The following is a 23,758-nucleotide window of genomic DNA, read 5'->3' as shown; positions in this document are numbered from 1 at the left end:
TTATTGGGTTAATAAAACAAAGTTACCCATCGCAAATATGCAAAACGTTACCGGCAAGCGTAAAGAACGACACAGCAATTAGAAATAATCGTACTGAACATATCGGAATTTGAAATATGGAAAAAATTGGACGTAAGAAATGGCAATCAGACAGGCTTCTTTTTCTAGGAGTCCTTTTATTTTTATTTGGATTACTCATCGGCTTATTTATTCCACGGATGACTAATCCAAGAATGGGACTTTCTGCTCATCTTGAAGGTTTGATGAACGGCATGTTTTTAGTTATTCTGGGACTTATTTGGAACAGACTTGTAATAAAAGACAGCTGGTTATCCTATACATTTTGGCTGACACTATATGGTTCTTTCGCAAATTTTGTGGTGGTTACCTTTGCAGCTATAACTGGAGCCGGGAAAATGATGCCAATAGCAGGTGGTAAAGAAGGAACACCTGTTGTTGAAGGACTAATTTCATTTTTACTTATTACTCTTGCTCTTGCAATGATTTTTGTTTGTCTTGTTTTATTGACAGGTCTATATAGATATATAAAGTTGAGACAAGAAACCGAAGATTCACCGAAAATGAAAGCCCGCTGAATCCTTAGCTGCGCGCTGGACAGGCTACGCCTCCGAGTTAATACATTACTAATATCATAGCTAAACGCCCATATCGGGGTGGCTTTGTATGATTTTATGATACATATAAACGAGTTAGCGACAATTGTAAAACGACACTTCCAACATTTAAACTAAGGAACAAAGATTACCTTTAACGAACAATAAATAATACAATTATGAGTAAAATTATCTTTGACAGTGGAATATCTCTTGACGGTTTTTTCGCTGGTGACAACAGAAGTCCAAAAAATCCAATGGGCGGTGTTTCAGGACAAATACATCAGTGGATGTTTAAACAAAAAGCATTTTGGGAATACTTAGGAATGGATGGCGGTAAAGAAGACGGACCTGATGGTATATTTATTAGGGAGACAATTGCAAGAACAGGTGCATTTATTATGGGAAAACGAATGTTTGAAGAAGGCGAAGTCAGTTGGCCAGAAGACTTATATAAAGCAGATGTTTATGTGTTGACACACGAAAAACGGGAACCCTGGATCCAAAAAGGGACTACAACTTTTTATTTCATCAATGACGGAATACAAAGTGCATTAAAAAAAGCAAAACAATCAGCCAATGGAAAGGACATAAGAATACAAGGTGGTGCGAATACTATTCAACAATTTCTCAATGCAGGGCTTGTGGACGAATTTTTCATTCACATTGCTCCCGTTTTTTTAAGCAGTGGAATCCGACTGTTTGATGGCATTGACAAAGACAAATACGATATTCAGATTGTAGAAGTAATACCCTCGGACTTGACAACACATTTAAGATACAGACTAACGAAAAAATGAAAACAACTACTGCTAATAACTAAACTTTAGCTTCTCAGTTCGGCTCCGCCTTGGGTCGTTTTGTCTGAAAGACAAAAAACTGAAGATTCACCTAAGGTAAATGAAAGCCCATTAAATCCTTCAGCTACGCTCCTGGCCTTGTAAGACAGCCACCCAGGAGGATCTGTTCAGCATCGGAGGGAATGGGTAATCAGTGGAGATGAATAAATGACAAAATGCGGTACATGGCTTCTTTTTTTGGACAGATTAAAATTAGAGTATTAATTTTAACGTCAAGAAAAAACAATGAAAAAATCAAGATTTACGGAGGCCCAGATTTTAAAGGTGCTCCAGACCCAGCAAGAAGGTAAAAAAGTGGCAGAGATCTGCCGGGAGTTTGGGATTTCCGAGCAGACGTTTTATAACTGGAAGAGCAAATACGGCGGCATGACCCTCTCGGAACTCCAGCGTGTTAAGGAGCTGGAATCGGAAAATGCCCGCCTTAAGCGTATTGTTGCAGACCAGCAACTGTCCATCGATATTTTGAAGGAGATCAACGCAAAAAAGTGGTGACACCTTATCAAAAAGAGCGCTGTATTGCTTACCTGCAGGAGATAAAACCGGATGTAAGTTATGCTAAGGTGTGCCGCGTAATGGGACGCTCACGAACTTCAAAATATTATGAAAAGCGAATGCCGCCGAAGGATGAAAAGCTGAAAGGAGCCATCACATCAATATTGGGAACCAGCAGATTGGGACGCAAGAAAGTCATTGTGAAAGTGAAGAGGAAATTTCCTGAGTTCGGTGCTTCTCAAATCCGACGCGTGTATCAGAAGTATGGTTTTTCGCTTTACAGAAGAATGAAGAGAAAACGCTTCGACAATCCTGCCAATCCCATTTCTGTCCCGTTGGAGCAGAATGAGGAATGGGCAATGGACTTTATGAGTGATGCACTGGCAAGAGGTTCACGGTTCCGGACCCTGAATATTATTGATCAGTATAACAGAAAATGCCTGGGCATTGATATTCGCACCTCGATGCCCTCCAGAGCGGTAATAACGTTTTTGGAGCGTGTTATCGAGAAGCATGGCAAACCCAAGGGTATCCGCACCGATAACGGTTCGGAGTTCACCTCGGGTCTGTTCCAGACGTGGCTGCATGAGAATAATATCGAATGGATCAAAATCCAGAAAGGAAAACCACAGCAGAACGCCATCATCGAGCGGTTCAACAAAACCTACCGGGAAGACATTCTGGATGCGCATTTATTTTTCTCACAGCAGCAGGTGAAGCAGCTTACTGCGGTGTGGATTGAGGATTATAACAATGAAAGACCGCATGAGGCACTGAACTTTAAAACCCCGGCGGAATATGAAGCAGCGTAAGGTTTTATTAAGGCATGAGCTTCTGAAATATTGTTCAGAAAAAAGCACCGCAAAAAGCAGTGCTCCTGAAAATTATATTTCGTCGGCCAACTTATCCCTGTCAGGTTGCTCCTCAGCAGCGCCTGATTCCGTTTCGGTTGGCAAGTGCAAATTTCAAATGAAAAAACTATATTTACAAACTGTCGAAAAAGTAGACCACTTACCATGCCCCGCTTGGTGTGAGGCATTTTATTATACAAAAATATCCTGAAAGAGGTAAAATGTTTTCATGAAATGAACAGGATTACTCTCTTGATTCGTAATATTCAATAGTAGGTTTACTGATAACGCCGGCTTCTTTCATTTTTTCCTTTAATACCGGAGAATTCATAAAAGCTTTTGCTTTCGCCATATCCGTAATATCACAGACAACCTGCACTGTCATGGGATTATCTATATTCCGCGCTACCAAAGCATCAATTAATCCGGCATTCTCGCGCATCGGTTTCCCTTGGTCGAAGCCTACCAACCAGGCATCAAAATCTTTAACCTTATGCGTCATAATCGCCCATTTGGATTCCTTAGCATCGGGATTATGCCGAATGACCTGATAAAATTCTGCTTTGGGATTAGTGACGCCTCTCATTTTTATTCTTTCCAGATAAGCAGGGTCTTTCATAGCGGCCTTGGCTTTTTCCACATCCATTACGGTCGCTACATTCATCATGTGATTGGGCTGCCCTACTTTTGAACTGATGATAATGGTGTTCATTCCATTTTGTTTGCGCTGCAGAGAATCTTTCAGGAACAGGGGCTTCCACATGTTAAAATTCTTTACATGAAAGCTTGTTTCTACGATTTTATCCAAGTTCATTTTTTGATCCGTATTCTGTGCAAAAACAGTACTGAAAGGAATCAGCAGCAATAGCATTAAAGTCGGTCTCAACGGATTGAGCATTGTTTTTAAAATTTTCATGGTTGTTGTTTTTAGTTTATAAAATGCATTTAAAAAGTAAAGTTACAACGTCCGCCACCATTAATTACAAATTAAACAATGCATTTAACTAAACATTAACTGCAATCCAAATATTTTCTTAAAAATCAATAAATTCAACAAAGATGACTGCATATGCTCTTCGAAAATAAATAGGGTTTGAAAGGCTTTACCGGATGCTTTTTTTCCTCAGGTAGGTGAATAGGGCATTGAATTCTTCTTTTTCTTTTTCTTTGATGTTTGAAAAACATGGTGATTCCTTCATGCGCAAATGTCCGGTCGAAAGAAACATCATTGCAGAATAAGTATCATGCCAATTGCCAAGCTTTTTTTCCTGCTTTTTAATTTCTGCTTCATTCAGTTGAATTTCTTTTTCGATTTCAGGAGGCAAAGCGTTATATAAATACATGATTTTCTTTATTTTCATTCTGTACCGATGCATCTTTTCCCGATCTTTCAACTTAAGAATTTTAGTTGCTTTCTTTATTTCATTTTTAAAGTATTTCTTAATGGTGTTTTTACCGGGTAATTTTTCAGGTAAGGAAATTTCTTTACGAAAATCCTGGATAAGAAAGGTGTATTTTGAACAATTACCGATAAAGCTCCGAACCAGAATATCTTCTTTATTTTGCAGCTTCGAAATAAGATTTTTAGGAAGACTTGGATCACAGGCCAACATACGGATGGTTATTTTGCTCACCCTTATTTTTCCTGCTTCCTGAAATAATGGCCTTAGCCTTGTGGCGTCATATTTTTCCTGATAGACCTTTCCAGCAAAAGAAAATACCGCCTTTATCATCTTTATATCAACGCGTAACCCATGAATATGTTTAGGCTTTCTGTCGTTTGGATATTCTGAAAGATGCTTTCCGATCGAATCAAGGCGTTTAAAAATATAATATTTTAATAAATTCTTTTCCATTATATTTTATATTTAAACTATTGGACAACTGAATCTTAACCACCTTGTTTATAACATCAGTCTGTGAAAAAACCTCCGTTTATCATGATCAAAATTAACTAAATTATTTCAATAAAACGAGTAAGATTTGTATATTCAATGTGGCAGGATTTCATGGAAATAATAGTCAATCCCCCGAAATGGCACCGTGTGGCTTTATAAAACTTCACCATAAGCATGAGTGTTTCTGCCTTCAAAACACGCTTACATCTAATAAAAATGATTTTTTCAATGAAAACCCTGCTCTGTCACCTGAAATCACAGATTCGGCGCAGCCAATCCTTTTCCGGGGTCACAATAATATCCGTGACCACAACAATAACCGCTGAATTTTCTATTTGAACCTATAAATTCCATAATCCAGAAGGTCGTTATTTTATCAGCTTTCCTTTGCAATACATTGTTTCTGTTCTTATGATGACAGCCGAAAACACTGAGTAGAATAAGAAAACGCCAAGCTGAAAATTCATGATTTTAATAAAGCGGTATTGAACGAAAGTTTAGATCTTTGTGCGATCATAAATAAATTCAGTAAATATGAAGAACGGAATGAATACTATTTTGAAACTTGAAGAGCTGGGACAGTTTTCACTCTCGATCATCCTATTTAATCAATTAGACTATGCCTGGTGGATTTTTCCGGCCTGTATTCTATTACCTGATTTATCAATGATTGGTTATTTAGCCAATCCTAAAACAGGTGCTTGGATGTATAATTTTTTCCACCATAAAATGGTTGCAGTTAGCATTTTGATTTTGGGGGTTTGCTTAAACAGTTCTTTACTCAGTTTAGCAGGCATTATTTTATTTGGACATTCAGCAATGGACAGAATTTTTGGATATGGACTGAAATTCAATGACAGTTTTAAAAATACCCATTTGGGTTGGATGGGGAAAAAAGATTAAATCAAGTAGTTGAGAATTATGAGAAAAATAAACACTACCGCCAATAAGTAAACTTCCCTTTTATCTGCAAGACAAGAAATGAATTGAAAATCACCCGTTGAAAAATTAAAATTACGATGAAAAGGCCGTTGAATCCTTCGGCTTCGCTCTGGACAGGCTATTCCGTCGGTAGCTTTTCCAGCAGGATTCCAGCAATATAAGGAGGTGTCGTTTTTAGAACAGAGCATCGATATTTTCATTCAGAACCTCTGTTTTCGAATCAACACCTTCTCCATCGTTCGGTAAGTCTGTTATACAAAACATTCACAAAACCCAACCTTCATGCCCTCTATTGCACCAACACTTGTGTTTTTTTGCGGATAATACACGCTAAGTGGTAAATATTTGTTAATTTGCCCGCTTAACCAACTTCTGAAAACTAAACTTCATGATCAGGAAATTACTCTCTGTTGTGGCAGCCGGCATCTTTGTGGCCGGGTCTGCCCAGGTCGGCTACTGGCCCAATGATACCAAAGGAAAAGACCGCAGCGTGTATGCGGTAAAAAACATCACCCTCTATCAGGATTACAAAACGAAAGTCGAAAATGCGGTTCTGGTCTTTCAGGAAGGCAAAATCCTGGCTTCCGGCAAGGTCAGCATTCCAAAAAATGCAGTGGTGATCGATGGCCACGGCGCTTTCGTCTATCCTTCGTTTATCGATCCGTATGCCAGCGTGGGCGTCGAAAAAGCCAAACGCAACGAGTACAATCCCGGCAGTTCTTACCTGCCCACAGACGCCACTTCATCTGCGTACAATGACGCGGTGAAAGCCGATGCACGCGCCGTAAGCACCTTTACCAATCAGGGCAAAGACTTTCAGGAGTATCTGAATCAGGGATTCGGTTCGGTGTTGAGCTTCAACGAGGACGGCATTGTCCGGGGCTCCGCCGTACTTATCGCTCTGGGCGAAGGTATTTCTTCGGAAAAGGTCATTAAAGAAGATGCAGGACTCATGCTGTCCCTGGACAAAGGAAGTTCACGGCAGGCCTACCCTTCCTCACTCGTGGGTGCTGTGGCGCTGCTGCGTCAGCTGTATCTGGATGCTGACTGGTATGGGAAAGCTGGAAATGCTGAAAATAAAAATACCAACCTAGAAGCGTTCAACCGCTTTAAGAAACTGCCCACCATCATTGAAACTTCTGAAAAGTGGGACGTACTGCGCGCCGATAATATCGGGGACGAAGCCGCAACACAGTTTGTCTTTGTGGGCTCCGGAACCGAATACCAGAGGGTGAAAGAAATGAAGGCGACCAACGGCACCTTCATCCTTCCGCTGGAATACCCCAAACCTTACCAAGTACAGGACATGATGAACCCCGAAGACCTGGATGTCGCAGACCTGAAACACTGGGAACTGGCACCTTACAATGCGGTATATCTGGCCAGAGAAAAAGTTCCTTTCGCGCTGACGATGTTTAAACTGAAAGATAAGGCATCCTTTCTCGACAAACTCCGGGACCTGAACAAAAAAGGGCTTTCCAAAGAAGAAATCCTGCAGTCGCTGACCCAAAAGCCGGCGCAAATCCTTCAGGTCACGTCACTCGGAAACCTCAACCAAGGTTCACTGGCCAATTTCATTATGGTTTCAGATGACCTTTTCGCGAAGGAAGCCGTGATCTATGAAAACTGGGTTTCCGGAAAACAGAACATCATCAACAGAAGTCCAGACACCGATGTGCGCGGCGATTACAGGGTACAGCTCAACAGCCAGACCTACGACCTTAAAATCAAAGGAAAGATCACCAAGCCGGAAGCGGAGATTATCCAAAGTGATAAAAAAGGAAAAGTAAAACTCGCTGTGGCCGATTATAAAATGGCCATGGAACTGAAACTTCCGAATGATTCGCTGCAGAACTACCGCATCATGCTGCCATTAACGGATTTCAGAAACCGAACCGGTACTGCTATGGATAAAGACGGACACAGTGTGCCTTTCACCATCAGTTTTGTCAAAGCTTTCGAACCTGAAGCAAAGAAAGAAGACATCGCCAAAGCTGACGAACCAGGAAAAATATGGTATCCGTTCTCTGCTTTTGGCGCAGAAACGCTGCCCGCTCAGAAAGACTATCTGATCAGAAATGCCACGGTATGGACCAACAGCAATAAAGGCATTGCAAAGAATACCGATGTAAAAGTTTCCAAAGGGAAAATCGTGCAGGTCGGACAGGGGCTTTCTCCAGGAAACGCTGCCGTAATCGACGGAACCAATTTCCACCTTACCAGCGGAATCATCGACGAACATACCCACATCGGACTTTCCCGGGGCGTGAATGAATCGGGAACAAACAATTCCGGCGAAGTCCGCATGAGCGATGCCATCGATCCCGATGATGTTAATTTTTACAGACAGCTTGCCGGAGGGGTAACCTCGGCGCAGCAGCTTCATGGCTCTGCCAATCCAGTGGGCGGACAGGCCTCTATGGTGAAATTCCGGTGGGGTGAAGATGCTGAAAACATGCGGTTTCCACAGGCAAAACCTTATATTAAATTTGCCCTGGGCGAAAATGTAAAACAGAGCAACTGGGGCAATAGCCCAAACCGCTTCCCGCAGTCCAGAGGTGGTGTCGAGCAGGCATTCGACTTTTGGTTCACCCGGGCACTGGAATACGAAAAAGAGAAAGCCGTCAACAAAAACTACCGAAAAGACCTCAGGCTGGAAACGATGCTGGAAATCCTGAAGGATAAAAGGTTTATCACCTGCCATTCCTATGTGCAGAGTGAAATCAATATGTTGATGGATGTGGCAGACCGGTTTGATTTCAGGGTGCAGACCTTTACTCATATTCTTGAAGGTTATAAAGTCGCCGACAAGATGAAGAAACACGGTGCCAATGCCTCCACCTTCTCCGACTGGTGGGCATATAAAGAAGAGGTGCGGGAAGCCATTCCCTACAATGCCGCACTGATGATGCAGGCAGGCGTGAACGTGGCCATCAATTCCGATGACGCGGAAATGGCGAGAAGACTCAATCAGGAAGCTGGAAAAACCGTAAAATATGGAAATGTACCTCAGGAAGAAGCCTGGAAAATGGTTACGCTGAATCCGGCAAAGATGCTGCAGATCGACCATAAAGTCGGAAGCATCGAAGCAGGTAAAGATGCCGATCTGGTGCTATGGACCAATAATCCGCTCAGTATTTACGCCACCGTGGATAAAACCTTTGTAGACGGAATCCTCTATTTCGACGCTGCACAGCAGCCCTTGAAGGACAAAATGGTGAAAGACGAAAAGAACAGAATCATTCAGAAAATGCTCTTCTCCGACGACGCCAAAAAAGGAAATACGCAGAGTACAGAGAAAAAGCAACGCACCCTTTATCACTGCGACACTTTAGAAGGCGAAGAACACGAATCCCATTCCCATTAATCAGAAATTACAATCAGAACATGAAAAAATCAGTCTTCAAAATACTTTCATTCACCCTGTTCATTTCCGGAGCGGTTTCGGCCCAGCGGCCTGCCCCCGCTCCGAAGCAGACTGTTCCTGTAGCGATTACAGGAGCCACCCTGCACACCGGGACAGGCACGGTACTTCAGAATGCTTCCCTTGTTTTCGACAACGGAAAAATCACCGGCATCAATTCGCCCATCCCTGCGAACGCCAAAGTGATCAACGCTTCCGGAAAACAGGTCTATCCGGGCTTTATCCTTGTCAATAATTCCCTTGGACTGGTCGAAGTATCCGCGACCAAAGCCACGGTGGATTTCGTAGAATCCAACGGCTTCATGCCGGAAGTACGGACTTTAATCGCTTTCAACACCGACAGTCACGTTATCCCGACCGTCCGTACCAATGGCGTGCTTCTGGCTCAGCCCGTGTTGGGAAGCGGAATCCTGAAAGGAACTTCTTCTGTGATGAATCTCGACGGCTGGAACTGGCAGGACGCCGTGGTGGCCACCGATAATGTGCTCCATCTTTCCTGGCCGGCGAACCGCAAGTTCACCGATGAAAAAAGGAATAAGGAAATAAAAGAACGGCGCGATGCTTCCATCCGGGAACTGAAAACCCTGTTTGCCAGAGCCAAAGCGTACCAACCCAAAAACGGCGTTAAAGATTATAAACTGGAAGCCATTGCTCCCGTGCTGAACGGTGATAAAATTCTGTTTGCCGACGTTTCAGGTGCCAATGAAGCACTGGAAGTCATTAAGTTCGCTCAGGATTATGGCGTGAAAAAGACGGTACTTCTGGGCGATTCAAGTCTTGAAAGTGTTCTGGATGACATTAAAAAAAGCGGTTTCCCGCTCATCATCAGCAATCCGCATTCACTGCCGCCCAACGAATCCACTTCGCCGAGACTTCCTTACGAATTTGCCAAACTGGTTTCAGACAAAGGAATCCTGCACGGTCTGGATTACAGCGCCAGAAAGGATTTCTCCGATTCCCGGAACCTGCCTTTCCTTGCCGGAACCACCGCGGCGTATGGCCTCGATAAAGAGAAAGCCCTGCAGAGCATCACGCTGAACCTGGCGAAAATATTAGCCATCGACAAAGATTACGGCAGTCTGGAAGTGGGCAAAAGTGCCACCCTTTTCATCTCCGACGGCGATGCGCTGGATCAGCTCACCAACAATGTCACCGAAGCCTTTATCGACGGCCGACAGATTGACCTCAATAACCAGCAGAAAGAGCTTTACAAAAGATATAAGGAGAAGTATTCAGGAGCGGAATGACGAATTGAAGATTTAAACTTTGTCAAAGTTCCTGACTTTGACAAAGTTGTTCTACGATGTAGTAATTAGAGGGAAATTTCCTTATCGCTCCTCAACAGGCGATTTCTTGTAGTCAGACTTTTGTAAAGAAAGAAAAAACTTTTATAAAAATGAAAAAAGGAATATTAGTAACTCTACTGATTTTTATGTGTGGTTTGCTTTTGTATTATTTCGGTTTCTCTGAGGAAAAGTATATTTCGGAAAATCAACAGGTAATCAACTGTGAAGAATGTCTCGTCAAAGATGAAGAAACCGCAATCAAAATAGCTGAGAATAAATTATTTGTTATGTATGGAAAATCAAAAATTGAAGAAGAAAGACCATACAATATCGACTTGGTTCATAATAAAGTATGGGTGATCACTGGGAGTTTAAACGCAGGAATTTTGGAGAAATTATTATCCGGAGGTATGCCTATGCTTGGAGGAGCATTCGAAATTAAGATCAACGCGAAGGATGGAAAAACAATAAACATAACTCATGATAAATAATCCCTCACTGCGTATTATATTGACAAATCCGCGCTGTTTGCTAAAGCTTTCACCAATCACGTGAATTTCGGATCACCATGAAAGTCAAAGGAATGTCAAAGGAATGTATAAGTAATGTCAACCCTTATCTTTTCTTTTTCCCTACTCCCTCTTGATTCGTTCCCATAATTCTCCCTATTTTAGCGGTCTTAAAACTCTATTATGACGGCGACCGGTTTTATCCAAAAATCCCTTAATCTCTCAGAGAAAAACATCAGCGCTACTTTGAAACTGCTGGCAGAAGACTGCACCATTCCCTTCATTTCGCGCTACCGGAAAGATGCCACCGGAAATCTGGATGAAGTTCAAATTGAAGACATTTTCAAACTCAACAAGCAGTTTGATGAAATGGTAAAACGGAAAGAAAGCATTCTGAAATCAATTGAAGAACAGAACGCTTTAACCCCCAATTTAAAGCAAAGAATTGAGGAAAGTTTCGATCTTCAGGAACTGGAAGACCTGTATTTGCCTTTCAAAAAAAAGCGCAAAACAAAAGCCGATGCTGCGAAAGAAAAAGGCCTGGAACCTCTGGCAAAAATCATCATGAGCCAGAATGCCAATGATTTACCGTTTTTAGCCTCAAAATATTTGAATGAAAAGGTGAGTTCGGAAGAAGAAGCTTTGCAGGGTGCGAGAGATATTATGGCAGAATGGATCAATGAAAATATGTACGTGCGGAAAAACCTGCGCCGGCTTTTTCAGCGAAAGGCGCTCATTTCTTCAAAAGTGGTGAAAAGCAAATTGGAAGAGGAAACTGCGCAGAAATTCAAACAGTATTTCGACTGGCAAGAAAGCCTGAACAGAATCCCGTCTCACCGGCTGTTGGCGATGCTGCGTGCAGAAACGGAAGGTTTTGTGAAAACCAAAATAGAAATCGACAAAGAAGAAGCGATTGATTTTATAGAACAAACCCTCATTAAATCAAATAATGAATCTGCAGATCAGATTGCTTTGGCCATCAAAGACAGTTACAAAAGATTGCTGGAGCCCGCTATTTCCAACGAAACTTTGCAGGAAGCGAAAGAAAAAGCCGATCAGAAAGCCATCGAAATCTTTGCAGAAAATCTGAGGCAATTGCTGCTCGCTCCCCCATTGGGCGAAAAGCGGATTTTAGCGGTCGATCCCGGTTTTAAAAGCGGATGCAAAATCGTCTGCCTCGATGAAAAAGGGGATCTGCTGCACAATGAAACCATTTACCCCCATGCGCCGCAAAACGAAACGGGGATGGCGATGAAGAAAATCCGTTCTTTGGTGAATTCCTTTAACATTGAAGCGATTTCGATTGGAAACGGAACGGCCAGTCGGGAAACTGAATTTTTTATTAAGAAGATCGCTTTCGATAAACCGCCTCAGGTTTTCATCGTTTCCGAAGCCGGCGCATCGGTGTATTCTGCAAGTAAAATTGCGAGAGATGAATTCCCCAGTTTTGATGTAACCGTTCGTGGCGCCATTTCAATCGGAAGAAGACTGTCCGATCCTTTAGCGGAGTTGGTTAAAATTGATGCAAAATCGATTGGTGTCGGACAATATCAGCACGATGTCGATCAAACACAATTGAAAAACGAACTGGATTCTACGGTAATGAAATGCGTGAATTCTGTTGGCATTAATTTAAATACCGCAAGCAAATCTCTATTGAGTTACGTTTCGGGAATCGGCGAAAAAATGGCAGAAAACATCGTGAATTACCGCACAGAAAACGGGGCTTTTGAAGACCGGAAGCAATTGAAAAAAGTTCCGCGTTTGGGCGAAAAAGCTTACCAGCAAGCCGCAGCTTTTATTAGAATTACGAATGCGAAAAATCCTTTGGATAATTCGGCGGTTCATCCGGAAGCTTATGCAATAGTGGAAAAAATGGCGAAAGATTTGGGTTTAAAAACCATCGACCTGATCGCGAATAAAGGAAAAATTCAAACCATTGCTCCTGAAAAATACGTGACCGAAACCATAGGGATTTTAGGAATTAAAGACATTTTAAAAGAACTGGAAAAACCCGGACTGGATCCCCGAAAAGCGGCGAAAGTGTTTGAATTTGATCCAACGGTGAAAAGCATTAAAAACTTAAAACCCGGAATGATTCTCCCCGGAATTGTGAATAATATTACCGCTTTCGGTTGTTTCGTAGATTTGGGAATTAAAGAAAGCGGCTTGGTTCATATTTCCCAGCTCAAAGAAGGTTTCGTTTCGGATGTGAATGAAGTGGTAAAACTGCATCAGCATGTTCAGGTGAAAGTGGTGGAAGTTGATGAGGACAGGAAAAGAGTGCAGTTGAGTATGATTCTGTGATTCTTTTTTTAAAGAAAAGATGCAAGACAGGTGCAACATAATTCTGAAAAAGGATTTTGTGATTCTTTTTTTAACGCAAAGGCGCAAGACAGCTACAGCATGCTTCTGAAAAAGGCGCAAGGGCGCTTCGCTTGGCAAAGGGACTGTTTAAAATCTGACAGGAAAGTGGAAGATATTTAGTGTGATTTTGTGATTCTTTTTTTAACGCAAAGAGGCAAGACAGCTCCAGCACGCTTCTGAAAAAGGCGCAAAGGCGCTTTGCTTGGGAAAGAGGGATTGCTTTCTGTTTTAAAATGGCGGGGATTTTTTTAACTTAATTCAGATTTTATTCAGATTTAAAACTTAATTTTCTAAAAAATTGCTATGAAAATTTTATTGATCGAAGATGAAAGACAGCTGAGCAAAAGTATTTTAACGTATCTGAAGAGCGAAAAATACAGTTGTGATCTGGCGGAAAATTTTGAAACTGCAGAGGAAAAATTAGAACTATACGAGTACGACTGTATTCTGCTGGATATTACTTTGCCCGATGGCAATGGTCTTCAACTTTTAAAACAACTGAAAGAGAATAAAAAATCCGACGGTGTTATCATCATTTCTGCTAAAAACTCTTTAGATGATAAAATCAGCGGTTTACAGTTGGGAGCGGACGATTATCTGGCGAAACCTTTTCACCTTTCCGAATTGGGCGCAAGGATTTCTGCCGTGATCAGAAGAAAACATTTCAAAGGAAACTCCTCCATTACCGTCAATGATTTAGAGATTCATTCGGAAGCAAAACTGATCTCTTTTAAGAGTAAACCCATCGATTTCACGCGGAAGGAATTTGATATCCTCCTCTACCTTGCCGTCAATAAAAACAAAATCATTTCTAAAAATGCCATTGCCGAGCACATTGCAGAAGACAATATTCAGTTCTTCGACAATTTTGATTTTTTGTATGCCCACATCAAAAACATTAAGAAAAAATTAGCGGCTATTGGTGCACAAGACTGCATCAAATCGGTGTACGGAATGGGATACAAATTAGAAGCATTATGAAACTGACGCACTATATTTCTCTGCGCTACATCGGCGTTACGATTTTGGTCATGCTGATTTCCATACCGCTTTTTTACGTCGCCATTCAAAATGTTTTAACCCATAATATTGACGAAAGTTTAGCCGGTCAAAAGAACTTTATTAGCGAAAAACTTCAGCATTTACCTTCTGATCATTTTGTGAATTTTGACGACAGAATCAGTATTGAAAAAAATCCCCGACAACTTCTGACGGAAAAAATCTTCACCAGCGATGCCTATCATAAAGAAGATGACGAGATCGAGAGCTACCGCATTCTTGAATTTCCTGTAAAAACAACCGACGGCACTTTTAATGTCAGGATCCGCCAGTCTTTGGTTGAAAGTGAAGATTTGATGAAAAGCATTCTTTATCTCCTCATTTCGGTTTTTGTGGCACTTACCGCGACTTTACTGCTGATCAACATCCAGGTAAAAAAAAGAGTCTGGAAACCTTTTTACCATACTTTGGACCAGTTAAAGAAATTCCGCGTAGATCATGCGGAAGGTTTGCATCTGGCTCGGGGCAAAATTAATGAACTCAATGATCTGAATGATTCACTGAACGAGTTAGCCGCGACCAACAAAAAAGTATTTCAGTCGCAAAAAGAATTTACCGAAAACGCGTCCCACGAACTGCAAACGCCGCTGGCCATCATTCAGAATAATATTGAACTCTTCTGGCAAACCGATTTTATTACGGAGCAACAGGCAGAAATCCTGAACGATATTTCGACTGCCACCACCAGAATGCGCAAACTGAATCAGGCACTTTTGCTTCTGTCTAAAATTGAAAATAAACAGTTCACCAATATTCAGCCCGTCAATTTTAATCTTATTGTCGATACTTATATTAAAAATTATCAGGAACAGATCAAATTTAAAAACCTTAGCCTTAAAAAAGATTTTTCCGAAGTTTTTATCGTGGAAATTGATTTCGGTCTGGCTGAAATTTTAGTGGGGAATTTATTTTTTAACGCCTTAAAGTACGCGCCTCAGGAAAGTGAAGTGGAAGTCATCATTCATAAAAACGAACTGAAAATTGCTAACCATGCAGAAGGATCTGCTCTGGATCAGCACCAATTATTTAAACGGTTTCAGCGCCAAAACACGCACGAAAAAGGGAACGGTTTAGGCCTGGAAATCGCGAAAGAAATCGCGGCTGCATTTCATTTAGATTTAAAATATCAGTTTGAAAACCATCAACATCAGTTTATTTTAAATCGGCAATAATTGCCCGGCGTTTTCTTAGTTTTTTTTTAGAAATTCAGATTATGTACAGAATTAAACAGTAATTTTGATAGATAATTTCTAGATTCTGTTAACCATGGCTTTCCAAAAAAAACTGAAAATAGCAGTGCTCCTGCTTTTGTTTCTGGTACATTCAGGATACCGGGCACAAAGCAAAAATACGCTTGATTACTATCTAGAAACCGCGCAGCAGACTAATCCGAATTTACAGGATTTAAAAAATCAGATCAGCATTACGGCGATAGACAGCATCAAAATGCAGCGCGAATACGGTTTCAAAGTTATCGGAATTGCTGACGCTTCCTATTCGCCACAAATCAATAACTGGGGCTACGATGGGAATTCCACCATCAACGGAAAGAATCTCGCTCTTTTAGGTAGAGTTTCACGCGATTTCGTCAGCAAAAAAAACTTTCAGGCAAAACTCAATTCCTTTTCACTGACGGTTCAGCAATTATTAAATCAAAAAAATCTTTCCGCGCTCACGCTGAAAAAAGCGGTTACAGAACAATACCTTTTGGCGTATGAAAGCCAGGAGCAAACGAAAATCGATCAGGAAATCATTCATATTTTTCAACAGGAAGATGTAATTTTAAAGAAACTGACCCAGCAATCCGTCTTCCGACAAACTGATTACCTGACTTTTAAAGTAACGCAACAGCAAAATGAACTGCTCCAAAAGCAACATTTCGCAGATTTTCAAAATAATTTCGGACTCCTGCAATACCTTTCCGGAAATAATGAAAAGCAGTTACCGGATTTAGAGCCGCCGACTTTTAATAAGAAAATGGAACCCGATTTTGAAGAAAGTATTTATGCCCAAACTTTTCGTACAGACAGTCTGAAACTGGCCAATGACCTGCAATTGATCAATTATAATTACCAGCCGAAAATCTCAGTTTTTGCCGATGGCGGTTATTCGTCAGCTTTAATTCAAACGCCATACAAAAACTTCGGAGTCAGCGCAGGAATTTCTTTAACGGTTCCAATCTATGATGGTCATCAAAGACAGCTTTCCCTGGAACAGAAAAAAATAGAACTCAACACGCGGAAAAACTACACCCAATTTGAGCAGAAACAGTTTGAGCAGCAAAAAGCGCAGCTTACAGCCCAAATCCGGCAATACCGGGATATGATCAGTCTTGCGAATACACAGATGAAATACGCCCAAACTTTGATTGAAGCCAACCTGAAACAGCTGCCGACCGGCGACGTGAAAATGGTCGATTTTATTTTGGCAATCACCAACTATACAACTTTGAAAATTGGACTTTTGCAATACAGAATGCAGGTTTTAAGACTTGAAAATCACTATGAAAATATAATTCTACAATAATGAAATCCCTTCAAATATTTACCATTTTTCTGATTTCGATTTTAATGATTTCTTGCAAGAAAAAGTCGGAAACGGTTGCGCAGGAACCTGTAGTAAACGCTGCAACACCAGTTTCAGTAGCTTTTCCGACAGATACACTTTCCATTAATAATGACATTTCCATTAATGCAACTGCGACTTATTTATTAAAATCGGATGTAAAAGCGAACGCGACAGGATACATTACCAACGTGAGAATTAATCTGGGCGATGCGGTAAAAAAAGGGCAGTTTTTATTTTCTGTGCAGACCAAAGAATCGCGCGCTTTAGGAAATACCATTAATAAACTGGATCCTTCTTTTCGCTTTTCGGGCGTTACAACGGTGACTTGTCCGGCAACGGGATTCGTCAATGCTCTAAATCACCAGATTGGAGATTATGTGCAGGAAGGTGAAATTTTAGCGGGAATTACCGATTCATCAAGTTTCGGATTGGTGATGAATGTGCCTTATGAATACCATGAAATGCTCATCAATAATAAAAATCTGGAAATTAATTTACCGGACGGAAAAACGATTTACGGTCATATTGCAAAATTGTTACCAGGTGTTGATCCCATTTCACAAACCGAAAAGGTTTTGGTAAAACCCAACGACAATATTGCTATTCCTGAAAGTTTAATTGTGACCATCCGTCTGAAACGGCAAAACAGCCAAACCGGATTGTACGTTCCGAAAAGTGCTGTATTAACCGATGAAACGCAGACCGAATTTTGGATCATGAAATTAAAAGATAAAAATACCGCCGTAAAAGTGAACATTGTAAAAGGGACTGAAAATAACAGTTACGTACAAATTATTTCAGGGAATATCAGTTTAAAAGACCAGATTATCACCTCCGGAAATTACGGTTTAGAAAATAATGCAAAAGTGAAAATTGAGCCGTAAAATGCTAGATAACCACAAAAGTCACAAAAGGTAAAATTAAAAGCATTATGTTTTTAAGTTCACAAAATTAAAGATGAAGTGGTCTTTAAAAAGCAATAAAACAGTACTTTAAGAATGTATCTTTTGTGACTTTTGTGGTTGATATCTTCGGAATGAAAAAACTTAGCAGAAGCTTTTTGGTCTTTAAAAAGTAAAAATTTAATCTTTAAAAAATGAAGCTTATGTGACTTTTGTGGTGAAAGAATTTGTAAAACTAATCAGTTTAAAATGAAAAACTCTTTTTTTGTAAGATATAAAAATCCGCTTTTGGTGATGATTCTGCTTTTTATTTTAGGCGGCGTTTTTTCCTATACCAAAATAAAATCCTCCCTGTTTCCGCAGATTACTTTTCCGAAAATAAAAATCATTGCAGAAGCCGGTGAACAGCCGGTTGACCAAATGACCGTTGCGGTGACGCGGCCTTTGGAAAACGCAGTCAAACAAATTCCCGATCTGCACCTGCTGAAAAGTACCACAAGCAGAGGAAGCTGTGAAATTTCCGCCTTTATGGACTGGAATGCTAATATCGACCTGAGCCAACAGCAAATTGAGGCAAAAATTAATGAGATTAAAAATCAACTTCCGCCCAACATCAATATCACCGTAGAAAAAATGAATCCGGCCATTTTACCGGTGATGGGCTATTCTTTGAATGCTTCTTCGATTTCGCCCATTGCGCTGAAACAATTGGCACTTTATACCATAAAACCCTTTCTGTCGCAGGTTGACGGCGTGAGCGACATTAGAATTATCGGCGGACAGGACAAAGAATTCTGGGCCATTCTCGACCAGGGAAAAATGACGAGATTGGGTTTGAATCCAAAAGACATTGAAACTGCACTGAATGAAACCAACTTCATCAAGTCCAACGGCTTTTCTTCCGATTATAATTTTCTGTATTTAACGCTGACCAATTCCCAAATCCGAAGTCTTGAAGATCTGCAGAATGTGGTCTTAAAAAATGATGGAAACAGAGCGATCTATTTTAAAGATATTGCTAAAATTGAAGTTCACACCGCCAAGCAATTTATCAAAGTCAACGCCAACGGAACCGAAAGTATTTTGATTGCGGTCATCCAACAACCCAATGCCAATGTGGTAGAGGTTTCTGCAGCGATGGAAGCGAAAATTGCCGAATTACAGAAAACTTTGCCCAAAGAAGTGGTGATAAAACCTTATTACGTGCAGGCCGATTTTGTAAATAGTTCCATCAAAAGTGTCACAGATGCGCTTTGGATCGGACTTTTGCTCGCTATTATCGTCGCCATTTTATTTTTAAAATCCTGGAAAGCAAGTGCCACCATTTTGATCACCATTCCAGTGACGATTTGTTTAACGCTGGTTATTTTATATGCGACCGGTGCGACTTTTAATATTATGACTTTAGGCGCAATTGCGGCGGCAATTGGTCTAATCATCGATGATGCGATTGTCATTGTAGAACAAATTCACCGTACACACGAAGAATTTCCGGAGGAAAACAGTACCACTTTAGTCCAAAAAGCCGTCAATTATTTATTGAAAGCCATGGTGGGTTCTTCATTGAGTACGATTGTTATTTTTCTGCCTTTTATGCTGATGAGTGGCGTTGCCGGTGCTTATTTCAAAGTCATGACGAATACCATGATCATTACCTTGGTGAGTTCATTTTTCGTCACCTGGCTTTTATTGCCCGTGATTTATTTGTTTTTATCTAAAAAAGGAAAACCCAAAAAAAAAGAAGTTCATCACGAAGTAAAAGAAAGAAAATGGGTAGGCTTTTTCATCCGGAAACCAGTTTTTTCATACGTGTTTATGGCGGTTTTGGTTGTAATTACGGCCTTCATTATTCCGAATATTTCCACCGGATTTTTACCCGATATGGACGAAGGAAGTATTATACTGGACTACAATTCGCCACCCGGAACTTCTTTGGAGGAAACCGACCGCGAGCTTCGGGAAGTGGAAAAAATAATTAAGGCCAATCCACAGGTGGAAGCCTACAGCCGAAGAACCGGAACGCAAATGGGATTTTTCATTACCGAACCCAACCGCGGCGATTATTTAATTAATCTAAAAAAAGACAGAACCCAAACGACAGCAGAAGTTACAGACGATCTCCGAAGTAAAATTGAAGCCACGGGTTTACCATTGACCGTTGATTTCGGCCAGGTTATTACCGATATGCTCGGCGATTTAATGAGCAGCGCGCAACCGATTGAGATCAAAATTTTCGGGAATGATGTTCCTACCCTTCAGAAATATTCGCAGCAAATTTCGAAAATTGTGGGAAAAATCCCAGGAACAGCCGATGTTTTTGACGGAATTATCATTGCAGGACCTTCGATTCAGATTACCCCGAATTTTCCTGTTTTAGCGCAATATCAGATTTCGCCTCAGAATTTTCAATACCAGACACAGACGATTTTAAGCGGAAATACGGTCGGCGATTTATTTGATAAAAATCAGTTCACGCCGATCCGGATTCTGTATAATACTCAATCAAACGCGTCACTTCAGGAAATCCAAAACAGCATGATTTCATTACCCAACGGACAACTGAAACCGCTGAAAGAATTTGCAGAAGTCTCTATTTTGGAAGGCACGGCGGAAGTAGAACGCGAAGATTTGCAGAATATGGGCGTGGTAACAGCACGTTTGGATAATGGTGATTTGGGCGGAACGATTAAAAAAATTCAAACAGAAATCAACAAAAACATCAAACTGCCGACGGGTTACAGTATTTCTTACGGCGGCGCTTACGCAGAACAGCAAAAATCTTTCAGTGAATTGCTTTTGATTTTGTTCGTTTCCTGCTTGCTCGTTTTTACGACCATTTTGTTTCTTTTCAGAAATTTAAAAGTTGCTTTCTTAATATTGTTGGTTTCAGTTTTAGGAATTTCGGGGAGTTTTATTTTATTATTTATAACCGGAACACCGCTGAATGTCGGCAGTTATACCGGATTGATCATGATGGTCGGAATTATCGGAGAAAATGCCATTTTCACTTATCTGCAGTTTGAAGAAACTTTAGAGAAAAAATCCAAAGAAGATGCTCTGATTTACGCCATCAGTACGAGATTACGTCCAAAATTAATGACGGCTTTAGGGGCCATTATCGCCTTAATGCCTTTGGCTTTGGGAATTGGAACCGGAGCACAAATGCACCAACCGTTGGCAATTGCGGTTATTGGAGGTTTTTCAATTGCGTTGCCTTTACTGTTAATCGTTTTTCCGACGCTTTTAAATCAATTAAATTTTAAAGAAAAATCTTCAGCTAAAAACGCAGAAACAGAGAGCAATTGAACCGTCAAAAATCAATTAAGAAGTGAAGAAAATTAAAAATAAATACTAAGCAGATAAACTTCCTAAAATAGCTGCTTTCCTTACTTTCTTTCCTCACTGAGGTTCAACACAGGTACAAGAAATCAAAAAACGCTGTAAATACATAGATACCTCTCTTTTGCATTTTAATTGCTGTCGCCGAGCGGTGATTTTATTCCTTCGTATTCAACCGGTAGTGGGTACTGCGTCCGCCGGAACCGGATTTGAGGAGGATGCCTTTTTCAATTAAGTCCGTAATGTCGCGGAGGGCGGTATCGGATGAGCTTTTTGTCAGTTTGGCATATTTGGAAGTGGTGAGATTTCCTTCAAAACCATCCAACAGTTTGGTGATGACCAAATGCTGACGGTCATTGGTGATGGCGGGACTGTTTTTCACCATAAAATCATGCTTTGTGATGACTTTGCTGATGATTCCGTCTGAATTTATAATGGCCTCTTTGAGGCAGTTCAGAAACCAAACCAGCCACTGCGTAATATCCAGACTGCTCTTCTGGGATTTCTCCAGGATTTGATAATATGATTTTTTATCAGCATTGATCTGGGTTGACATGCTGTAAAAGCGCTGGTTTACCCGATCTGCTCTGGAAAGCTGCATATCTGCAATTGCGCGTGCTATTCTACCATTTCCGTCATCGAAAGGGTGTATCGTGACGAACCAGAAATGGGCTACGCCCGCTTTTAACAGGTCATCCATCTTCTGCTCCTCATTGAACCACGTGAGGAAATTCAGCATTTCACTTTCCAGCAGATTAGCTCTCGGAGCTTCAAAGTGTATTTTTTCTTTGCCCATCACTCCGGAAACTACCTGCATCTCCCCTGTCCTCCATTTCGCTACTTCAATTTTATACATGCCGCTTCTTCCGGCGGGAAATAATGCGGAATGCCAGCCAAACAAACGCTCGTCAGTTAGTGATTTATCGTTATTCTGTGTTGCATCCAACATCATTTCAACGATTCCATCAATATGCCGGTCTTTGTTTTCTTTTCCTTTGTAATCCAAACCCAGATGAACTGCAATGGAGGAACGCACGAGTTCAGGATTAAGGAGTTCCCCTTCAATTTCTGATGATTTTACTACATCCTGGATCAGGGTTTCCAGGTTCGCTTCGTTTCTGAGTTCGAAGCCCAAGAGTTCTACTTTCCCCAGGAGTTTACCCTGCAGGTAACGGACTTCTGCCAGCAGGTTGATCAGCTCATCAGGCTGCCAAGAAAAGTGGGGCCATTGCTTCAATTGGTGGATATATACTGCCATCGTTAAGGATTATGCTGTAAATATAGTGATTAATCTCCGTATATTTTGCGGTGATTATGGAGTTTAATCACCGCACCGTGGATGGAGCTGTAAGGAAAGGCGATAAGGATATTCTGTAACCACGCGATAGAATCGCGCGGCAGCAGAAATTGAACCATTAAGAATCAATTAAGGAGCTAAGAAAATTAAGTTTTCCACCGGAAATTATAATGCGCAAATCTTCATTGACTTTTCAACAGAAATTTTAAAAAACTAAAAAGAAGGAAGAATAACTTTGTGACTTGTGTGGTTGAAAATCTAAAACTATCATTGGAAATTAAACCGTTAAGAATCAATTAAGGAGTTAAGAAAATTAAGTTTTCCACCGGAAATTATAAATGCGCAAATCTTCATTGACTTTTCAGCAGAAATTTTAAAAAACTAAAAAACAGGAAGCACAATGGTTAAAAATCTAAAACTATCATTGGAAATTGAACCATTAAGAATCAATTAAGAAGTTAAGAAAATTAAGTTTTCCACCGGAAATTATAATGCGCAAATCTTCATTGACTTTTCAACAGAAATTTTAAAAAACTAAAAAAAAGGAAGAATAACTTTGTGACTTCGTGGTTAAACAATTCTTAGTATAAGTAAAAAAATGTCGGATATTAATTAAATGTTAAACTTTTTATAAGGAGATAAAAAATCAGATTCTCTACAGATTGGCGGGGCACTTTTGTAGGAAAGATTGAAATACATTCAGTCCGAAAAATAAAAATATTTACAAAATGAAAAAGCCAATCGTAATACTGTCATTTATTTTAGCACTTGGCGCAGGAACCATCACTGCACAACAAATGAATAAAGGCGGTGAAGTACCGGTAGTGGTGAAGAACGCCTTTAAAAAAGATTTCCCGCAGGTGAAAAAAGTAAAATGGGATGATGAACACGGAACGTATGAAGCAGAATTTAAACTGAACGGTAAGGAAACTTCTGCCACTTACAATCCAAAAGGCATGAAAGAAGAAACCGAAACTTCTTTGAAAATCAGCGAATTACCGAAAAACATCATCTCTTATGTCGCGGCAAAAAAATATGGTAAAATAAAAGAAGCGGCAAAAATTGTAAAAGCTGACGGTTCTATAGTTTATGAAGCCGAGGTAAAAGCGGGCGACCTTTTGTTTGACCACAATGGAAATTTCCAGAAATTAGTGGTTGAAAAAGACTAAAATTATTCTTAAAGGCAATTCTGTACCGGGATTGCCTTTTATTTTATCATCCGGTAAAGGAAATTTCAGATAAAATACGTCAAAAACAAAAGGGATTTAAAACTTCATCAGTTTTAAAGAAAAACAAACGTACTTCGTTTATTGAAGGAATACAACTGGTTATATTTCAATGAATTCAAAA

The 23,758-nt window shown here is 40.5% G+C and carries 19 protein-coding genes; 15 read left to right on the top strand and 4 right to left on the bottom strand.

The genetic code is table 11. The features are described from left to right. Nucleotides 1-116: 116 nt before the first annotated feature. The 4 genes from QGN23_RS00745 (at nt 117) to QGN23_RS00730 (ending at nt 2,778) form a co-directional block, all read left to right on the top strand. Complete coding sequence (locus QGN23_RS00745) at nt 117-596, top strand: hypothetical protein (protein WP_282905141.1); 480 nt, start codon at nt 117-119, stop codon at nt 594-596. Nucleotides 597-793: 197 nt separating this feature from the next. Beyond that, complete coding sequence (locus QGN23_RS00740; protein WP_282905140.1) at nt 794-1,414, top strand: dihydrofolate reductase family protein; 621 nt, start codon at nt 794-796, stop codon at nt 1,412-1,414. Between the two features lie 285 nt (nt 1,415-1,699). Further along, a complete protein-coding gene (locus tag QGN23_RS00735) occupies nt 1,700-1,966 on the top strand; it encodes a transposase (protein ID WP_282904626.1) in 267 nt (88 codons plus the stop codon). Beyond that, complete coding sequence (locus QGN23_RS00730; RefSeq protein WP_282904627.1) at nt 1,960-2,778, top strand: IS3 family transposase; 819 nt, start codon at nt 1,960-1,962, stop codon at nt 2,776-2,778. Before QGN23_RS00735 ends, QGN23_RS00730 begins: the two co-directional genes overlap by 7 nt. Nucleotides 2,779-3,061: 283 nt before the next feature. Here the strand turns inward: QGN23_RS00730 and QGN23_RS00725 are convergent, their stop codons facing one another. Beyond that, nucleotides 3,062-3,733, bottom strand: a complete 672-nt coding sequence (locus tag QGN23_RS00725; RefSeq protein ID WP_282905139.1) for a hypothetical protein — start codon at nt 3,731-3,733, stop codon at nt 3,062-3,064. A 187-nt stretch (nt 3,734-3,920) separates the two neighbouring features. Beyond that, on the bottom strand, nt 3,921-4,673 hold the full coding sequence (locus QGN23_RS00720; protein ID WP_282905138.1) for a CHAD domain-containing protein: 753 nt from the start codon (nt 4,671-4,673) through the stop codon (nt 3,921-3,923). Nucleotides 4,674-5,249: 576 nt separating this feature from the next. Between QGN23_RS00720 and QGN23_RS00715 the strand changes: the two genes are divergently transcribed. From QGN23_RS00715 to QGN23_RS00670, 10 genes are all read left to right on the top strand, one after another. Continuing rightward, complete coding sequence (locus QGN23_RS00715; protein ID WP_317622310.1) at nt 5,250-5,618, top strand: DUF4260 domain-containing protein; 369 nt, start codon at nt 5,250-5,252, stop codon at nt 5,616-5,618. A 427-nt stretch (nt 5,619-6,045) separates the two neighbouring features. Beyond that, nucleotides 6,046-9,024, top strand: a complete 2,979-nt coding sequence (locus QGN23_RS00710; protein ID WP_282905137.1) for an amidohydrolase family protein — start codon at nt 6,046-6,048, stop codon at nt 9,022-9,024. Nucleotides 9,025-9,044: 20 nt separating this feature from the next. Further along, nucleotides 9,045-10,328, top strand: a complete 1,284-nt coding sequence (locus QGN23_RS00705) for an amidohydrolase family protein (protein WP_282905136.1) — start codon at nt 9,045-9,047, stop codon at nt 10,326-10,328. Between the two features lie 149 nt (nt 10,329-10,477). Further along, a complete protein-coding gene (locus QGN23_RS00700; RefSeq protein ID WP_282905135.1) occupies nt 10,478-10,858 on the top strand; it encodes an NTF2 fold immunity protein in 381 nt (126 codons plus the stop codon). Between the two features lie 201 nt (nt 10,859-11,059). Then, nucleotides 11,060-13,183: a Tex family protein gene (locus QGN23_RS00695; protein WP_282905134.1), complete on the top strand. Its 2,124-nt coding sequence runs from the start codon at nt 11,060-11,062 to the stop codon at nt 13,181-13,183. Between the two features lie 363 nt (nt 13,184-13,546). Beyond that, a complete protein-coding gene (locus QGN23_RS00690) occupies nt 13,547-14,224 on the top strand; it encodes a response regulator transcription factor (protein WP_282905133.1) in 678 nt (225 codons plus the stop codon). After that, on the top strand, nt 14,221-15,474 hold the full coding sequence (locus tag QGN23_RS00685) for a sensor histidine kinase (protein ID WP_282905132.1): 1,254 nt from the start codon (nt 14,221-14,223) through the stop codon (nt 15,472-15,474). The genes QGN23_RS00690 and QGN23_RS00685 overlap by 4 nt, the downstream gene beginning before the upstream one ends. A gap of 94 nt (nt 15,475-15,568) precedes the next feature. Continuing rightward, nucleotides 15,569-16,828, top strand: a complete 1,260-nt coding sequence (locus QGN23_RS00680; RefSeq protein ID WP_133440171.1) for a TolC family protein — start codon at nt 15,569-15,571, stop codon at nt 16,826-16,828. After that, nucleotides 16,828-17,754: an efflux RND transporter periplasmic adaptor subunit gene (locus tag QGN23_RS00675; protein ID WP_282905131.1), complete on the top strand. Its 927-nt coding sequence runs from the start codon at nt 16,828-16,830 to the stop codon at nt 17,752-17,754. The genes QGN23_RS00680 and QGN23_RS00675 overlap by 1 nt, the downstream gene beginning before the upstream one ends. Before the next feature lie 267 nt (nt 17,755-18,021). Then, nucleotides 18,022-21,078 (top strand): efflux RND transporter permease subunit, encoded by a 3,057-nt coding sequence (locus tag QGN23_RS00670; protein WP_282905130.1) that lies wholly within the window; start codon nt 18,022-18,024, stop codon nt 21,076-21,078. Between the two features lie 190 nt (nt 21,079-21,268). Here QGN23_RS00670 and QGN23_RS00665 read toward each other — a convergent pair whose 3' ends face one another. Both QGN23_RS00665 and QGN23_RS00660 read right to left on the bottom strand, forming a co-directional pair. Next, complete coding sequence (locus QGN23_RS00665; RefSeq protein WP_282905129.1) at nt 21,269-22,369, bottom strand: Fic family protein; 1,101 nt, start codon at nt 22,367-22,369, stop codon at nt 21,269-21,271. A gap of 29 nt (nt 22,370-22,398) precedes the next feature. Further along, on the bottom strand, nt 22,399-22,527 hold the full coding sequence (locus tag QGN23_RS00660) for a hypothetical protein (protein WP_262709552.1): 129 nt from the start codon (nt 22,525-22,527) through the stop codon (nt 22,399-22,401). A gap of 609 nt (nt 22,528-23,136) precedes the next feature. Here QGN23_RS00660 and QGN23_RS00655 point away from each other — a divergent pair. Next, on the top strand, nt 23,137-23,577 hold the full coding sequence (locus tag QGN23_RS00655; RefSeq protein WP_282905128.1) for a PepSY-like domain-containing protein: 441 nt from the start codon (nt 23,137-23,139) through the stop codon (nt 23,575-23,577). Nucleotides 23,578-23,758: the final 181 nt, after the last annotated feature.

Source organism: Chryseobacterium gotjawalense, assembly GCF_030012525.1.
GTDB lineage: Bacteria > Bacteroidota > Bacteroidia > Flavobacteriales > Weeksellaceae > Kaistella > Kaistella gotjawalense.
Note: the sequence above shows the minus strand (reverse complement) of the source record. Positions and strands in the feature narration are given on the sequence as shown.

What these genes read in the sequence shown, in the direction of transcription:
- QGN23_RS00725 (WP_282905139.1), bottom strand. Translation starts at nt 3,733, where the DNA reads ATGAAAATTTTAAAAACAATGCTCAATCCGTTGAGACCGACTTTAATG.
- QGN23_RS00700 (WP_282905135.1), top strand. Translation starts at nt 10,478, where the DNA reads ATGAAAAAAGGAATATTAGTAACTCTACTGATTTTTATGTGTGGTTTG.
- QGN23_RS00740 (WP_282905140.1), top strand. Translation starts at nt 794, where the DNA reads ATGAGTAAAATTATCTTTGACAGTGGAATATCTCTTGACGGTTTTTTC.
- QGN23_RS00655 (WP_282905128.1), top strand. Translation starts at nt 23,137, where the DNA reads ATGAAAAAGCCAATCGTAATACTGTCATTTATTTTAGCACTTGGCGCA.
- QGN23_RS00665 (WP_282905129.1), bottom strand. Translation starts at nt 22,369, where the DNA reads ATGGCAGTATATATCCACCAATTGAAGCAATGGCCCCACTTTTCTTGG.
- QGN23_RS00660 (WP_262709552.1), bottom strand. Translation starts at nt 22,527, where the DNA reads ATGGTTCAATTTCTGCTGCCGCGCGATTCTATCGCGTGGTTACAGAAT.
- QGN23_RS00680 (WP_133440171.1), top strand. Translation starts at nt 15,569, where the DNA reads ATGGCTTTCCAAAAAAAACTGAAAATAGCAGTGCTCCTGCTTTTGTTT.
- QGN23_RS00720 (WP_282905138.1), bottom strand. Translation starts at nt 4,673, where the DNA reads ATGGAAAAGAATTTATTAAAATATTATATTTTTAAACGCCTTGATTCG.
- QGN23_RS00675 (WP_282905131.1), top strand. Translation starts at nt 16,828, where the DNA reads ATGAAATCCCTTCAAATATTTACCATTTTTCTGATTTCGATTTTAATG.
- QGN23_RS00690 (WP_282905133.1), top strand. Translation starts at nt 13,547, where the DNA reads ATGAAAATTTTATTGATCGAAGATGAAAGACAGCTGAGCAAAAGTATT.
- QGN23_RS00715 (WP_317622310.1), top strand. Translation starts at nt 5,250, where the DNA reads ATGAAGAACGGAATGAATACTATTTTGAAACTTGAAGAGCTGGGACAG.
- QGN23_RS00685 (WP_282905132.1), top strand. Translation starts at nt 14,221, where the DNA reads ATGAAACTGACGCACTATATTTCTCTGCGCTACATCGGCGTTACGATT.
- QGN23_RS00695 (WP_282905134.1), top strand. Translation starts at nt 11,060, where the DNA reads ATGACGGCGACCGGTTTTATCCAAAAATCCCTTAATCTCTCAGAGAAA.
- QGN23_RS00735 (WP_282904626.1), top strand. Translation starts at nt 1,700, where the DNA reads ATGAAAAAATCAAGATTTACGGAGGCCCAGATTTTAAAGGTGCTCCAG.
- QGN23_RS00670 (WP_282905130.1), top strand. Translation starts at nt 18,022, where the DNA reads ATGAAAAACTCTTTTTTTGTAAGATATAAAAATCCGCTTTTGGTGATG.
- QGN23_RS00705 (WP_282905136.1), top strand. Translation starts at nt 9,045, where the DNA reads ATGAAAAAATCAGTCTTCAAAATACTTTCATTCACCCTGTTCATTTCC.
- QGN23_RS00745 (WP_282905141.1), top strand. Translation starts at nt 117, where the DNA reads ATGGAAAAAATTGGACGTAAGAAATGGCAATCAGACAGGCTTCTTTTT.
- QGN23_RS00710 (WP_282905137.1), top strand. Translation starts at nt 6,046, where the DNA reads ATGATCAGGAAATTACTCTCTGTTGTGGCAGCCGGCATCTTTGTGGCC.